The following is a 13796-nucleotide window of genomic DNA, read 5'->3' as shown; positions in this document are numbered from 1 at the left end:
AGGAGATTTCATGGACAGAAAGCACGCGGCCAAGCTGCTGCAATCTGCCGAGCAGGAGTCGCAGCAGATGGTCCAGACTTCCGGGAGCCCCCGTGGCTTCACCACCACCTTGGTCGCAGTCTCAGCCGTAGTCCTCACGTTGTTCCAGGCTTACCCACCCCAGGCTTTCTGGACAGCACTGCTGTATATACCGTTGATCCTTTGGTACGTGCTGGCCCGGCGCCGTCGCGCAAAGCCACGGACATTGGCCGATACCCCGAGCCTGCTGGCGGGCGCCTATGCAGGATATTTCATCCTCGGCATCCTGCTGGTCAATTGCCTGAGGTTTTGGGAAGCGACACAGGCAGAGGAAGTTGTGGCGAAGATTCTTGTCACCTTTATATCCTGCATGTTCTTGGTGGCCAAGATGCAAGCTGCCTACAACATGGCGCGCCTGGAGGACGGCAATGACCAAGTCGTCTAGCGACGCCCGGTTCGACGAATTAATCCACGCTCCATTGCGGCTGCGCATCTGTGCCAGCCTGGCTCCGGTTCAGTGGGCTGAATTCGCGCACCTACGCGGTCTCCTCGATGTCGCCGACTCGGTTCTGAGCAAGCACCTCAAGCAGCTCGCCGATGCCGGTTATGTCGGCATCGAGCGGTTCACCAAGCTGGGCCGCAGCCATGTGCGCGTTTCGCTGACGAAGACGGGCCGTCGCGCATATGTTGGCCACGTCGCCGCCCTTCGTGAAATTACCGCAGGATAAGAATTCTCGCGCGCTGCGCATGTGAAACGGCACCACAACAGCACCACTTTCTACCGATTCAACAGACCATCCACAGCACACGCCAGTAGGGAGGCCTGGTCATGGAAGAACAATGTGGCGAAGTCAAAATCATCCCGTTTGCCTCGGGGATCTTGCCGCTTCCGGTCATCACCCTGGTCTTCCTGCCTCCAGGTGCCGAGGGCAGCGAAGAACTTGATCCCAATGCTCCCCAGTGTCATTGAAGGAACTCCCATCGGCGAGGGCAGGACGGGAAATCGACGGTGAAATTTCCCGAACAGTACCGGAAAGCCGTGGAGAAGTCCGCCGATACTGCGGGGCTGCCCATAGGCATCATTGCCGCGCAAATCAACCAAGAATCCGGCTGGGGCCCCAAAGCCGTCTCCCCAGTGGGAGCACGAGGCATTGCCCAGTTCATGCCCGGCACCTGGGAGGAATAGGGCAACGGTAAAGACCCGTTCGATCCGTTCGCTGGCCTCGATGCCCAAGGCCGCTACATGAAATATCTCGGGGACACTATCGCGGATCTGGCCAGCAACGAGAAAGAAAAAATCCAATTCACCCTGACCGCCTACAACGCCGGAGCGGGCAACGTCCAGAAATACGGGGGTATCCCGCCCTTCGAGGAAACCCGCCACTACGTGGAAGTCATCATGGGCAACGCCCAGATGGACTATTCCTCAACCTGTGAAGCACCCGGTGGCTTCGACTTCGGTGACTTGCAAGCCGATGAATGTGCACACCCCAGCCTAATTCACGCATGACCTCGCCGTTCGGGCCGCGCGCGTGCCCGCTGGCCAGTTGCGCGGGCATGCCGTTCCTCTTGATGCATGAAGGCATCGACCTGGCCGGATCAGACCCCTATTTCTACGCTCCCACGGACATGAAGATCACCTATGCCAGCGTCGGGAACATCGACAAGCTTTACGGCACTTACGGCAACTACATTTTCGCCCAGATGACCGAAGCCCCTTACCTGGTGTTCGAGTTCCACGAAGCCCAAGACAACTCCTTGCTGGTGAAAACCGGAGACGTAGTGAAGAAGGGAACCCCGCTGAGCGAGCCGGGAGCTACCGGTAATTCCAGTGGCATCCATGGCCACTTCCAGATCAACAACCCGAAAACCAGTGTGTTTGACCGTCCAGCAATCAACAACGGCAAAACTTATGACCCGGTACCGATCCTTCGACAGCGAAAGGTGAACATCCAATGAAACACGCCAAAATCCTCCCCCTGGCCCTGGCGGCAGGACTCGCAACAGGGAGAGCCGGATGCACCCCCGCCGGCACCGAGAACGAACTAAGCAGCATTCCGAGCGTTGCCCCGACCACGGCCACCCCCACCGCGCCAGCGCCCAGCGCCAGCCATGAGCACGGGGATGCCGTGGATGATCCAGCCAAAATCGAGCTGGCGAAGCAAGCGGCCACGATCATGACCACCTGGGACCCGAACAAGGACTTCAACCGCACTGCAGCCGAAATGCGCGTCAGGAAGCTCATGACTAGCGAACGGGCTAAGCAAGTCATCGCGCCGGAGCGGCCCGCGACCGGCGTTGAATGGCTGACCGCCGCAGAGAAGAAGGCGACCAGCAAGCCCACGGTGAAACTCATGACCGAGCACCACGAGCAGGACACTGTTGCGATCACCGCAACCTGGCAATGGGTCACCAAGGATGGGGAATCCTGGGCAGGGGAAGGAAAACAGACGTTTTACTTCACCTTCACCGACACTGAACCGTACAAGATCCGCGACTATGTGTCATTCATTCAATGACGGTCTTCACGGTGCAGACGGTTTGCCTCGTGTAGGAAGCGAGCAGGGCGTGGTATCCGCGGGAAGATCCGTCAATCCACATTTTATTCTTGATGTTGCTTGCAGGGGCGATGCAACCAGCTACGGTGGTGTGCCGGTTATGTGAGTTACAGCAGGTGTCTTTCACAGTTCATCCGATACGCAATCTCCCGGTGAGTGCATGATTCAACATGCAGTTGAGCCGGAAAAGCAGGTCGCCATTTGAGATAGACCCGTTTGCTGCATGCGCAGACTCAACCAGTGGGTGGGAGAACCGTTCAGGTCCCCAATATTGGCGAAGCCTATTGGAACTTGTCAGTTTCCCCCCAAGGGCTGGCAGGTTGCGCCTCCTACAGGAGAATTGAGACAAAGAGATGCAACATCCAACGAATCCTGGACGCTGCATCCCTTGGTCTACCCCTGATCTAATTCTCTTATGCCGTAGTGGAATCTGCGTCCCACGTCTTAGGAGTCTTCCGCTTCTAGGGTTGCTTCCCATAAGCGTTCGGTGTTTTCCATGTATTGCTGAACAACGTGTTGATTATGCAGTTCGAGAATTGCTTCATCGTTGCGCTTGAGACTTGTTTCGTTATAGTTGTGGCTTCCAGTAAAAACGAATGAGCTCAGGCCATGCTGGTTAGGTCTGGAATCGTCGTAGGCCTTGTCTACTACAAAGAATTTTGAATGGATCCGACCGGTAGTGCCTGTCTGAGACAAGTCGCCTAAGGGAACTTGTGAGTTGTTCAGGATCTTTGAGATGTTGGGCGCTACAGGACCAGCGACAACTGATACGTTACAACCGTCATTACTTAGTCTGGCAAGCTCTTCTGCGATAGCTGTTCGCGTCGAGTCCCATTCGCTGATCCCGACCGCAATCGTCGTCTCATTTGCTATGCAATCTAGATGGGAGAGTCTTTCGCTCACTGGATCCAGTGAGCTAGACGGGAAAAACCGGGCGACACTGAATCCATCTTCACCACGTGAATGATGCTCCTTGTAGTAGTCCGGATCCTGCGTCATCTTAGAAAGGTCCTTGTGGTACTTCTTGTATGCGCGGTAAAGCTTCTCATCCCCCTTCACGGTTAGAGCGTTGTTCCAGTAGCTTGTATGGTTGACGTCCGTGACGTTGGCTGATGACTGGACTACGACGTTTCGCTCATTTGAAACGGAGGAAAACAAGGCGAACTTGTTGTGCATCCCTTTGGTGCCTTGGCACGATGAAGTATTTCCTTCAGGCGATTCGTGCTTGCATACGGCGACCCATGACTTTGCTTTAATGTCTGTGCCTAGGGCATTAATCAACCGTGCTGCGGGAGCAGAACTTATTTGCCAGCCGTCGATAACTACCTGGACATTGACTCCTCGGTGGTAGGCCGCCAGAAGTTCATTGACATAGTCTTCACCAGATGCACCAGAAATGACGAAAGCTGCTAGTGAGATCGTTGAACCTGTATCAGCTTGCTTGAAGTAGGAACATAGTCGTTCGGCAACAGCTCCTGCCCTGTTCTGGAGTGGATCACTGAATACTGCACCTGTTTCGACCTGTACTTCAGGGGCTTGTGCACAGGGTACTTCCGCTTGCTTGTAGGTAGCATCTTGCAGATTGATGGAACGCGAAATGCTCAAACCTGCCAATTGGGCGTTCGCCGCTGGGATAGCAGTCACTGACAATGTCGCAGCCAATGCCAGGGCACTAATCTTGGTTGGAATTTTCATGGCGGATCCTTATTGTCTTTGACCGGAATTATTTCCGGGACAGATCGTGGACGATATTCTTCGTTGCAGGATACAAAGCTCGGAATTGTTGGTATCTGGCTTCGTACACCGGATTTTTGATGGGTTGTGTTTTATAGAGAATGGGGTTCCAGTGTTCGATGTCTGGATCATTGAACAGTGAGGCTGCGAGAAATGCCATGCCCAGGCTGGCACCGATGGCGTGCTTGCGGATGATCTGTTCTGTCCCGAGGATTTCGCTGATAATTTGTGGCCATAGCTTGCTGGTTGTTCCACCGCCAACTGCGAACATTCGTTGTGTTGTTCCGCCAGCTTGCTGGAACGTTTCCAAGTTATGGCGTACTGCGTAGCCGACTCCTTCCAGCGCGCTGCGGAAGATGTCACCTTGTGTATGAGACAGCTCTAAGCCGGCCAGGACTCCCCGGGCTTGGGGGTCGTGGAGGGGGGTTCGTTCGCCGCTGAAGTAGGGGAGCATCACGAGTCCTTTAGCGCCCGGCCCGCTTTTTTCGGCTGCTCGGAACAAGCTTTCATAGTCAGTGTGGGTTAGTTCGCGGATCCATTGGGTGATTGCTCCGGAAGTCGCTAGCCCAGCGGCCAGGCAATAGGCACCGGGTCTTGTTCCTGCGGTACTCCATAGGGAGTGGTGACGCAGTGATCGCTGAGTGTGGTGGACTATAAACAAGGTTGTGCCGTACATCAGCATGGTGTCATTCGTGCGAGTTGCTCCCACAGAAATAGCTTCGGCCCAGGCATCGACGGTGCCGGCGATCACTGGAGTTCCGGCAGGAATTCCAGTTTGAAGTTCCGCTTCAGCAGTAATGGTTCCTGCTTGTTCATCGGGCCAGAACAAGCGAGGCCTACTGATCTGAGGCGCGATCTTCTCAAACCATGGTTCGTACCAGTCTGCTGATGACAGATCATATAGAGGTGTGGATTGGCTCGCTGAGTGGTGGTCCAAAACGTACTGGCCGGTTAATCGGTAGACGATCCAGCTCGAAGGCATGAAGAACATACGAGCTTCCTTGAATGACTCGGATTCATTCTCCTCAAGCCACTGCAGCTTCGGCCCAACAGATTGCGAAGATAGAAAGGATCCGCAGCGAGTGAAAATATCTTCGGCACCCAGCAGTGTATTTTGAGCTTGGATCTGTTGGGTTGCGCGGGTATCTACTCCATAGAGGATAGCTGGATGTAAGGGCACACCGTGGCGGTCTGCGATGGCCACGCAGGGTCCCATGCCACTAGCGCCTACCGCAGCGACTTTGTAGTGACCATGTGCCAGTAGCTCGCGCGAGATGTCCTGAAATTCTTCCCACCAGAGTTCGGGATCCATCTCATGCCATCCAGGTTCTGGCCGTGAAACCTCATGCGATCTTGTTGCCTGCGCAAGGATATTCCCCTGCGAATCGACCAGCACTCCTTTGCTGCTAGAGGTCCCCACATCAAATCCGAGAGTAACGGATATCGACGTATCCTTTGATGCTTGTCCTGTGTTTGCTGAAGTCATATCAAACTTCTTGCGGGTAGATGATTGACTTCACTGCATGCTCGTCGACTCGACCTGCCAGTAGGGCCTGGCTAGATTCGGAAAGTCGGAAGCTTCCCGTGTGCAGCCCGGAGAGGTCGACTCTTCCGCTGGCGACTAGAGCCATTGCCAAAGGCCAGGTGTTGTTATAGCGGTTGACCGTGGCGAGGGTGATTTCGTTCCAATTCAGCGTATGCAAAGGTAATTCGACGTCGGTCTTGCCGATGCCAATTGAAGCTGCTCTGCCATTTTGCCGTAGTAGATGTAACCCAGCGTTAAGTACCTGTGGCACTCCACTGCATTCTAGAAGGACATCGAAACTAGGATCTTGCTTTTTGATTTCATTGCTGTGGAAAGTGTGGAATCCGTGGGTTCGAGCGAGTTCTAGCCGTGTCTCTGAAACATCCGAAACTACCACTTCCAAGGCACCTTCTGCCCTTGCTGCTTCCGCGGCGAGGATACCGACGGGTCCTGCGCCGGTGACTAATACCTTATCGCCTGGAAGTAGCCCAGCTCTTCTGCATCCCCATAGTCCGACGGAGAGCGGTTCGAGTAGTGCTCCTGCTTCGTAGCTCATGGATTCGGGCATGACGTGTAAGGAACGCGCATCGATTGCCAGACGCTGGACGAGGCAGCCGTCATAAGGAGGGGTGGCCAGAAATTCGAGATCTGGACATAGATGGTAGCGTCCGGCGCGGCATTGAGCGCAGTCACGGCAGGGGGTTCCGGGCTCCACGGCGACCCGATCTCCAACTTTGACATTGGTGACATCCGGGGCGATGGCAAGAACATCTCCGGAAAGCTCATGTCCGAGGATGAAATCTCCGGAAACGACGAAGGGTCCGACCTTTCCTGAGACGAAATAGGAGACGTCTGAACCGCATACCCCTACGGCGCGAGGGGCAATGATTGCTTGCCCCGGCTCAAGGGTCGGTTCTGGGACTTCTCGAAGTTCCATAGTTCCGAGGTCAGTCATTACTGCGGCGAAATTTGCCATTTCAATCCTTTTCTTAAACGCTCAATGATTCTGAGTCGACATGCATTATCTGGACACGCTTTGGGCGGGGGACTCGATGGCGTGGGGGTCCATATGCCGAGTAGAAGGCAGAAAGTAGGTTGCGCCAGCGCACAGTAAGCACATCACTGAGCAATACATTGCCACGAGCCATGGCGAACCGTCCGAACTGCTGGTCAGCGCCGCGGCGACAAAGGGAAGGGTTCCGCCGACTAGGGCGCCTGTGATTTCTCGGCTGAAGGTCACTGAGGTGTAACGCACTCGCACATCGAAAAGCCCTGAAAGCATAGTGGCTTGCGAGGCCAAGGTTAGATCGCAACACAAAGTGAAGATCAAGACGAGTGCGGCCCAGATCCAAACTGGGGTTCCGGTATCGAGCATCCAGAAGAAGGGGTAGAAAAGTACCGCGCCGGATACAGAACCAATGATCATCAGGCTTTTGCCGCCGAAACGATCGCAAAGCAACCCTGCTACCGGAATGGTGATGAGTTTCAGAAGGTTGGCGATGATGATGCCAAAGAGCCCGATCCATTCGGAAGCACCCACCGTGGTTGCCAGATAGCTCAGCGCATATACCGAAGGGAGGTATGAAAGCACGTTCGGCGAGATGCTCATGACCATGGCTAGAGGAATGCGGCGGCCACCGAGACGGAAAACTTCGCGGAAACGAGGAACCGCCGGCTTTTCTTCCTGGTGTCCTTGTTCAAACTCTGGACTTTCGCTTACCCGGAGCCTAATGATGAAGGCTGCGACGGCAAGGATGATGCTGAGCAAGAACGGGATTCTCCAGCCCCAGGCAATGAAATCTTCATGAGGCAGGACGGACTGAACCAAGAAATAGATACCTGTCGCCATGAGAGAGCCGAGCGCGTTTCCCGCGCTAGGGATCGCGGCGTTGAGTCCTCGGCGCTTTGCGGGGGCATGCTCAGCGGATAACAACATAGCGCCGGCGTATTCACCTCCAGCGCCAAGGCCCTGGAGAATTCGAAGGAACACCAGGAGGATGGGAGCCCATACTCCGATCTGGCTGTAGCTCGGGAGCAATCCGATGAGCGTCGATGACACTGCCATGAGCAATAGGGTGACGAAAAGCATCAGTCTTCGTCCGAAGCGGTCCCCGAGAATACCGATAATGACACCGCCCACAGGGCGGGCGAAGAACCCGACCGCAAATGTTCCTAGCGATGCCAGCACAGCCAATGTTTGATTCTCTCCAGGAAAGAATACCTGCGACAGTACGAGTGCTGAGGCTATGCCGTACAGCGAGAAGTCGTACCACTCGAGAGCAGTACCTACAGTCGATGCCAATGTTGCTTTTGAAATAGGGCGTTTGGGTGCCATGATTCCCCTTCGGTGGTGTGAGTCACATTGATTCTATATCTAAATTATTCTTTTTCAACAGTCTTGTACTTTTTTCAATGACGATCTAACGTTAGGAATATGCAAAATATGCACAACACCCCAGAAACAGATCTCAGCGCTACGATCAGGAAAGCTGTTCAGAGCGCGGATCCAAAACTATCCAAATTCAACCCCTTGCCCCGCATCCTTGCGCATGATGAGTTCAACTCCGGCTTACACGGGTGGGTTGAACTCGGCGGCAACTACAACGGCAAGGGAGAGTACGAATCCCTAGACAGGCACTTCCGAGATTTTCGCCCACCGCAGCTTTCGTCCTGCGACTTTTTCGATGTTGGCACACACGGGGCGATGTCAGGAACGTATGCATTGAAGTTGGCATCGAGGCCTTATCCTGGCCACACCGCGACAGCTATCCGACGGCTTACCATGAGCGGGAGAGGCCTACTGCAGATCGAAGCCTACTTGGCATATAAAGCCGAAGCAGTGGTCGACCCGGATGCAGATGAAGCCTTCGGGGAAATGAAGTTCGACGGCAACAGCCATCCCTCAGAAGCGCAATTTGGCGCATTCACTGTCGCCACTGACCTCTGCGGAGATGATGGAATCCGCTACCATACAGTCGCCCGCTACCAGAATGCTGACGAAGATGGGAACATGCTTCGTCAATGGAGGTACCCGACCGTTCCAGAACCAACTCCTCGCGAGCACTTTGAGGGCAAAGTGGATTTCCCCTATGCGGCTGATTTCACAGCTCCTAACCCGGAAGATTGGGAAGTCTACGGTGAGCCCCAAGAGCTCTGCATGAACGAAGTCCCGACCAAAGTGAACTGGCATTATTTGCGATGGGTCATCAACACCGAAACTCGACGCAATGTTGAATTGCAGCTGAATGATCAGATCATGGATTGGTCTGATGTCCCAGTGCCCATCTACGAAGAACGCTATGGATCTTTGGAAAATCTTCTGAATTTCTATTTCTCGGTACGTTCGATGAGCGGCCAGCGAAACTTTTTGTTCCTCGACTCCGTCGTTATCTCGGCAGATTGGTAAAATCATGCGTGAATCTCAAACCGCAGTCCTCGAACGCGGTGTCGTTCTTGAAGGAGAAATTGCAACAGAACCGTTCGAAGCTGCCTGGGCGACGGAAGCCCGCTGGTTCGTGCAATTCCTAGAGTCCGATACAGGCCGGGTGCAAGCCAAGACGCAGATCTCGGCCGATGGCCTGACCTGGGTCGATCACGAGTCCGAGCCAGCCGTAGGCGAGATGAGGGGAGTGATTACCACCTCTGTGCGGGATTTCGGGCATTGGCTTCGTCTCGTCATCACGCCGGAAGAAGTTACCTCGGCTCCCCTGACACGGGTTTACCTCGTGCTTAAGGAATAATCAGTTAGAGCGCACTCAGGCGCGCGAGAGGAGCGGGAATGAAATCTACTCGTCACACATTGGACGACATCGCCACTGCACTTGGCCTTTCTCCCAATACCGTCTCGCGCGCCTTACGAGGCCGTGATGGAGTAAGTGAACGAACCCGCCAGCTTGTCCTCAGCGAGGCGGTTAAAGTTGGGTACGTTATCCCGCAACAGCATCCGACTACCGGCGTCGATACCATCGCGGTGACAGTGCCGTCGGCAACACACACGTTCGCAGCCCAGCTCTTAGCCGCGATCGAGTCCGGAGTGCGGGCAGCAGGATACTCGCTGGATCTATACGCGACGGAGGAACTGCCGGAGCAAGAGCAGCAGATTGCGGAGCAAATCATCGCTTCCCGACCAAGCGGTGTCATTGCTATACCCGTCCAAGGGCGGAGCCATCCTTGGGCTGCTGTACAGGCAGCAGGAATCCCAGTTGTTGCAACAACTCGTGAAATTGCTGAAAGCCCAACCGATTTCATCGGCGTGGACAGTGAAGCAGGAAGCTATGCAGCCGCAAGACACCTTATCGGCTCGGGTGCGAAAAGGATCCTCAGTATCGATGAGAATCTGGCGATCAGCACAGTGGAAGCCAGGAAGTCGGGGATCAGACGAGCCCTAGAGGAGCCCCCTCATGCCACTGTGGACTTCGCAGATGTACAGACCAGACGTTTTGAGAATACTGGCCCCCAGTGGCGGGCTCACGAAGCATTCCTTATTGTGAACGATCGCCTTAGCGAGGACCGCACGTACGACGCGGTAATAACTGGGGATGACTTCTTTGCCCTTGGCGCTCTCAAAGCGCTGCAGGAATCGGGCCGGCGTGTGCCAGAGGAAGTAATGGTTGTTGGATATGGGGGACTTCCCTTTGCTGAGTGGGTCTCGCCTGCCCTCAGCACCGTAGACCTGCCTGCAACATTAGTCGGAGAATTGGCGGTAGCTACCTTGCTTCAACGAGTAGCAGGAGCTTCAGGGCCACGTATACGAAGACTGATCCGTCCAGAGCTCAAGGTGCGCGCTAGCAGTGCTGTATTAGCTGAACGAACAACTTAACTTCAAATCCGTCAGTTAGAAACTGTCTCTTACGTCAGGGCGACAATTAAATTGCATGGTCCATGTTTGGCCAGTCTCGAATAGGACCCTGCCAGCTACGCTTGGAAAACGTAAGGTTCGGGAATCTCTGGATATTTCTGGGGAAAATACCCGGAACACGCGAGAATTAACCGGATATGGTTCACCGAGTTCGAATTCTCGTCACCCTGCGGCACGATCACGCGTAACTTCGCCATCCGGCGAACTCGTGATCCAGGGCATTACGCCGCCATGCTGCAAGTTTCCCTTTGGCCCGGCGCTGATGCTGGTTATGCAGGCAGACACCTAAGGAACGTTCCGCTTCAGATGTATAGGTCCGGTATCGCGGGAACTGCTCGTACTCCGCAACATACTGGACGAGAGCCTCGAAACGCTCGCTCCATCGTTCGTCGGGTTCGCGTTGCCGAGGGTCGATATGCCAGTCGGGAACGTCTTGCAGATGCATGATTTTAGCCGCAGGCAATTGACCGGACTGGAGCTCTTTGCGCTGTGCAGCTAGCCAGTGGTTCAAGGAACGTTCGGTCTGGTCGCCGGTACTGCGCGGAAGCCTTTTGCGCTCAGCGTGGGATGCTGCTAATTCTTTTGCCTGACGCCGCCATGTGCTCGAGGGCCTGTTCTTATTGCGCGCAGCCACTGCAGTTTCGTGCTTGGCCCGGAAGCCGGGTTCATAATGATCGCGTCGCCGCAGGTGGTAATGGATGGTAGCAGGACCACGGTGGCAAAGTTCGGCGATTTCCCGCACAGTGATCCCGGCAAGCAGCATCTGGTCCCATTCGGGGTGCCTTGAGATCTTCCGGCTGGTCATGGGCTTAAGATACCGTACGCGATGAACACTGGGTGCGGATTCTTGGCAAGTGGTGGTGTATTATCGTTCAGGATTCTGCATGCCCGTCCAGCGCGATAGTCTCCTTTGGGGAGTGCAGGTCTCAGAGGGTGGCGGCAGGAGATTTAGTTTTCGGATGTACGGGACCAGTACGCCATAAGCCGTTCTTGGCCTGCTGCTCCGTAAGGCCAAGGATTTCTCGATCGGAAAGTTGCAGCTGATCCTTTAATGCACTAATCATCCATTCAGGAAGGGGCGATGTGCGGTCGGGCCCTGCTGTTGCCTCAACCGATTCGTAGAGCCGGCCCATCTGGACGATAACGTCCTTCAAAGGTCGAATCTTGGGGTTATTGCCCATGCGTGCAACCCGTGAGGTGAGCTCATCGTAGACTTCGCCATCTGAACGGGCGCCTACGGCCCAGATTTCGGAGATATCGAGCATGGGTGTACCGGAGGCGTCTTCGGTGATGCGCCAAACGATGCGCCAATCCCGGTCGCCGACAACTAGCTTCCGAAAACCAACCAGGGCGCCAAGCAGGGGTTCGTCGGCTTCGGGTGACTTTTCCAGCAGCAGCATTTTCTTGAACACCGCGCGGACGATCTGGGGGTCTATCTTGTGAAGACGGTGCAGGTCGGCCACTGCGTCTTCAGTCAGCCGGACAATGCACAACCGGTCTTCAGATGAATTCACGAATCCTCTGACTTAGCTTCTTCGGCATTTTCCGCTTCAAGCTCTGCACGGTCTAAGTTGAAGAATTCCATGGCTTGATCGAGGGTTGAGCGTACGCCGCTATCGGTGGCGAAGCGGGCCATGACCAATGCAGCATCGCGAAGTGTCTCCCGGTCCTGGCGCAGCTGAGCGATTTCCTGGGCTGACACCACTTCGGCTACGACCTTGCCGTGCCGTGACAACGCCGTATCGCGCCCTTCTTCAGCTGCTGCCACCAACGCCGAAAGGCCGGAGCGCGAAGCTTCAGTGATACTCAGAGTAGTCATACAAAAACTATATAGATTTCTGCCTAGAATTCCAATCACGCCCGAGCTATCAGGCTCGCTCGTTGCACTCGACGGCACTTCCGCTCCCCTGGATTAGAAGCCGATAACCTCCGTTATGTAAAGTAGAACAGCAATTATTGCATCAGATGCACGATGGACCCCCGCCGCCGGTTGACCAACTGCGTCTCTTCACTTCTCTCGTGCATTGAGCAGCACGATATTTTAGAATGCGCAGGAATTAGCTGAATCAAAAACTTCCTGGGCTTCTTTCGATTCAAGTGAGGGAACTTGAACATCGGGATTACCTTGAAAACGTCGAAATTTACCCGAACGGTTTGACCGCACCGACATTTTCAGCCCAGACGCCGTCTTTTTTGCGTCAACTCGGATGCAAATATTATCGTCCACGTTTTTCCGGGCTTCCCACGACGACTCATCGGTTTGCTTCCACGAAGCAATTCTGACTTTAGAAAGAGCGAGATCCATATCTTTCGCGGAGGTGAAACGTTTGCTTGGATCACTTTGGAGTGTTTTTGAATAAACCCTTCGGAGAGCTTTTGGCGCCCATAGGGGTAGTCGGAGATCTTGCGATGACAGAGGAATCTTACCCCGCTGCAGAGCATTGATTACTCCTTCGCGCGTGTATTCTTCATAAGGGAAACGCCCCCCGACAAGCTCGCGAAGAACCAGACCCATCGAAAAAAGGTCACTCCCTGCAGTTAGAATACCTGTCGTGAAAAGTTCAGGTGGACTGTATAAAGTGGGATTATTTACAGCCTCAACTTCTCCATTTAGGTCGAAAAGTCCTGCCACTCCTAAGTCTGCTATTAAAGAATGTATCGGCGGCTCAGTCAGAAGTATGTTTCCGCTCTTAATGTCCCTATGACAAATCCGATGCTTCGTATGTAACTCTCGTAGGCCACTAAGAGCATTACGAACGATAGCTACCGCTTCGCCTCCCGAAAAGCTGTCTCCTCTCAACAGCGCATCTGTAATACTTCCTCGCGGATAATAGTCCGTGACTATTTCGATAATCCGCATCGTGGGGTCATTCACATATCCGTCTACATGCGATGCGCTACGGACTGTCACCACGTTGGGATGAGAGATGCTCTTGAGCGTACTAGCTTCTGGCAACGTTTTTTCGTCAACCATCGAAAGATCAAGGCGTTTTCCGACCACCTCACAGTTTAGGATTTCATCCCGGTATAGGCGTACCTCGTTGATTCCCTCTGGCATACTGACTATTGCTTCGTAAGGAAGTCGATGCACTACACCAGACAT

Annotated in this window: 18 protein-coding genes; 10 read left to right on the top strand and 8 right to left on the bottom strand. The window is 54.4% G+C overall.

Going from position 1 to position 13796, the window contains the following annotated elements:
• The first annotated feature begins 10 nt into the window (after positions 1-10).
• The 7 genes from ATK23_RS15535 (at position 11) to ATK23_RS15505 (ending at position 2537) form a co-directional block, all read left to right on the top strand.
• On the top strand, positions 11-463 hold the full coding sequence (locus ATK23_RS15535; protein WP_066143901.1) for a hypothetical protein: 453 nt from the start codon (positions 11-13) through the stop codon (positions 461-463).
• On the top strand, positions 447-746 hold the full coding sequence (locus ATK23_RS15530; protein ID WP_066143899.1) for a transcriptional regulator: 300 nt from the start codon (positions 447-449) through the stop codon (positions 744-746). The genes ATK23_RS15535 and ATK23_RS15530 overlap by 17 nt, the downstream gene beginning before the upstream one ends.
• 101 nt (positions 747-847) lie before the next feature.
• The gene (locus ATK23_RS16425; RefSeq protein ID WP_157066424.1) at positions 848-988 is read left to right on the top strand and encodes a hypothetical protein; all 141 of its coding nucleotides are present in this window, start codon (positions 848-850) and stop codon (positions 986-988) included.
• A gap of 39 nt (positions 989-1027) precedes the next feature.
• Complete coding sequence (locus tag ATK23_RS15520; protein ID WP_083515695.1) at positions 1028-1204, top strand: transglycosylase SLT domain-containing protein; 177 nt, start codon at positions 1028-1030, stop codon at positions 1202-1204.
• 57 nt (positions 1205-1261) lie between these two features.
• Positions 1262-1528, top strand: a complete 267-nt coding sequence (locus ATK23_RS15515; RefSeq protein ID WP_066143894.1) for a lytic transglycosylase domain-containing protein — start codon at positions 1262-1264, stop codon at positions 1526-1528.
• Positions 1525-1977, top strand: a complete 453-nt coding sequence (locus ATK23_RS15510; protein WP_066143893.1) for a M23 family metallopeptidase — start codon at positions 1525-1527, stop codon at positions 1975-1977. The genes ATK23_RS15515 and ATK23_RS15510 overlap by 4 nt, the downstream gene beginning before the upstream one ends.
• On the top strand, positions 1974-2537 hold the full coding sequence (locus tag ATK23_RS15505; protein ID WP_100339301.1) for a hypothetical protein: 564 nt from the start codon (positions 1974-1976) through the stop codon (positions 2535-2537). The genes ATK23_RS15510 and ATK23_RS15505 overlap by 4 nt, the downstream gene beginning before the upstream one ends.
• A 483-nt stretch (positions 2538-3020) precedes the next feature.
• Here ATK23_RS15505 and ATK23_RS15500 read toward each other — a convergent pair whose 3' ends face one another.
• From ATK23_RS15500 to ATK23_RS15485, 4 genes are read right to left on the bottom strand one after another with little or no spacing between them, the layout of a single operon-like run.
• Positions 3021-4271: a phospholipase D-like domain-containing protein gene (locus ATK23_RS15500; RefSeq protein ID WP_083515693.1), complete on the bottom strand. Its 1251-nt coding sequence runs from the start codon at positions 4269-4271 to the stop codon at positions 3021-3023.
• A 28-nt stretch (positions 4272-4299) separates the two neighbouring features.
• Positions 4300-5796, bottom strand: a complete 1497-nt coding sequence (locus ATK23_RS15495; protein ID WP_066143885.1) for an FGGY-family carbohydrate kinase — start codon at positions 5794-5796, stop codon at positions 4300-4302.
• Position 5797: 1 nt separating this feature from the next.
• Complete coding sequence (locus ATK23_RS15490; RefSeq protein WP_083515692.1) at positions 5798-6811, bottom strand: NAD(P)-dependent alcohol dehydrogenase; 1014 nt, start codon at positions 6809-6811, stop codon at positions 5798-5800.
• 45 nt (positions 6812-6856) lie between these two features.
• Complete coding sequence (locus ATK23_RS15485) at positions 6857-8170, bottom strand: MFS transporter (protein WP_066143881.1); 1314 nt, start codon at positions 8168-8170, stop codon at positions 6857-6859.
• A gap of 108 nt (positions 8171-8278) precedes the next feature.
• Here ATK23_RS15485 and ATK23_RS15480 point away from each other — a divergent pair, with 108 nt between their 5' ends.
• From ATK23_RS15480 to ATK23_RS15470, 3 genes are read left to right on the top strand one after another with little or no spacing between them, the layout of a single operon-like run.
• Positions 8279-9241, top strand: coding sequence for a DUF6772 family protein (locus tag ATK23_RS15480; RefSeq protein ID WP_066143879.1), 963 nt, complete (start codon positions 8279-8281; stop codon positions 9239-9241).
• Between the two features lie 4 nt (positions 9242-9245).
• A complete protein-coding gene (locus ATK23_RS15475) occupies positions 9246-9575 on the top strand; it encodes a hypothetical protein (RefSeq protein ID WP_053799185.1) in 330 nt (109 codons plus the stop codon).
• A 38-nt stretch (positions 9576-9613) separates the two neighbouring features.
• Positions 9614-10654 carry a LacI family DNA-binding transcriptional regulator gene (locus ATK23_RS15470; RefSeq protein ID WP_083515691.1) on the top strand — a complete coding sequence of 347 codons (1041 nt, stop codon included), beginning with the start codon at positions 9614-9616 and terminating at the stop codon, positions 10652-10654.
• A 217-nt stretch (positions 10655-10871) separates the two neighbouring features.
• Here the strand turns inward: ATK23_RS15470 and ATK23_RS15465 are convergent, their stop codons facing one another.
• From ATK23_RS15465 to ATK23_RS15450, 4 genes are all read right to left on the bottom strand, one after another.
• The gene (locus tag ATK23_RS15465) at positions 10872-11498 is read right to left on the bottom strand and encodes a helicase associated domain-containing protein (RefSeq protein WP_100339300.1); all 627 of its coding nucleotides are present in this window, start codon (positions 11496-11498) and stop codon (positions 10872-10874) included.
• Positions 11499-11619: 121 nt separating this feature from the next.
• Positions 11620-12207: a type II toxin-antitoxin system RelE family toxin gene (locus ATK23_RS15460; protein WP_066143873.1), complete on the bottom strand. Its 588-nt coding sequence runs from the start codon at positions 12205-12207 to the stop codon at positions 11620-11622.
• On the bottom strand, positions 12204-12512 hold the full coding sequence (locus tag ATK23_RS15455; protein WP_066143870.1) for a type II toxin-antitoxin system Phd/YefM family antitoxin: 309 nt from the start codon (positions 12510-12512) through the stop codon (positions 12204-12206). Before ATK23_RS15455 ends, ATK23_RS15460 begins: the two co-directional genes overlap by 4 nt.
• A gap of 222 nt (positions 12513-12734) precedes the next feature.
• Positions 12735-13796: a protein kinase domain-containing protein gene (locus ATK23_RS15450; protein ID WP_083515690.1), complete on the bottom strand. Its 1062-nt coding sequence runs from the start codon at positions 13794-13796 to the stop codon at positions 12735-12737.

This window comes from Glutamicibacter nicotianae (assembly GCF_002797775.1).
GTDB lineage: Bacteria > Actinomycetota > Actinomycetes > Actinomycetales > Micrococcaceae > Glutamicibacter > Glutamicibacter nicotianae.
The sequence above is the reverse complement of the archived record's forward strand: the minus strand, read 5'-3'. Positions and strand labels throughout refer to the sequence as shown.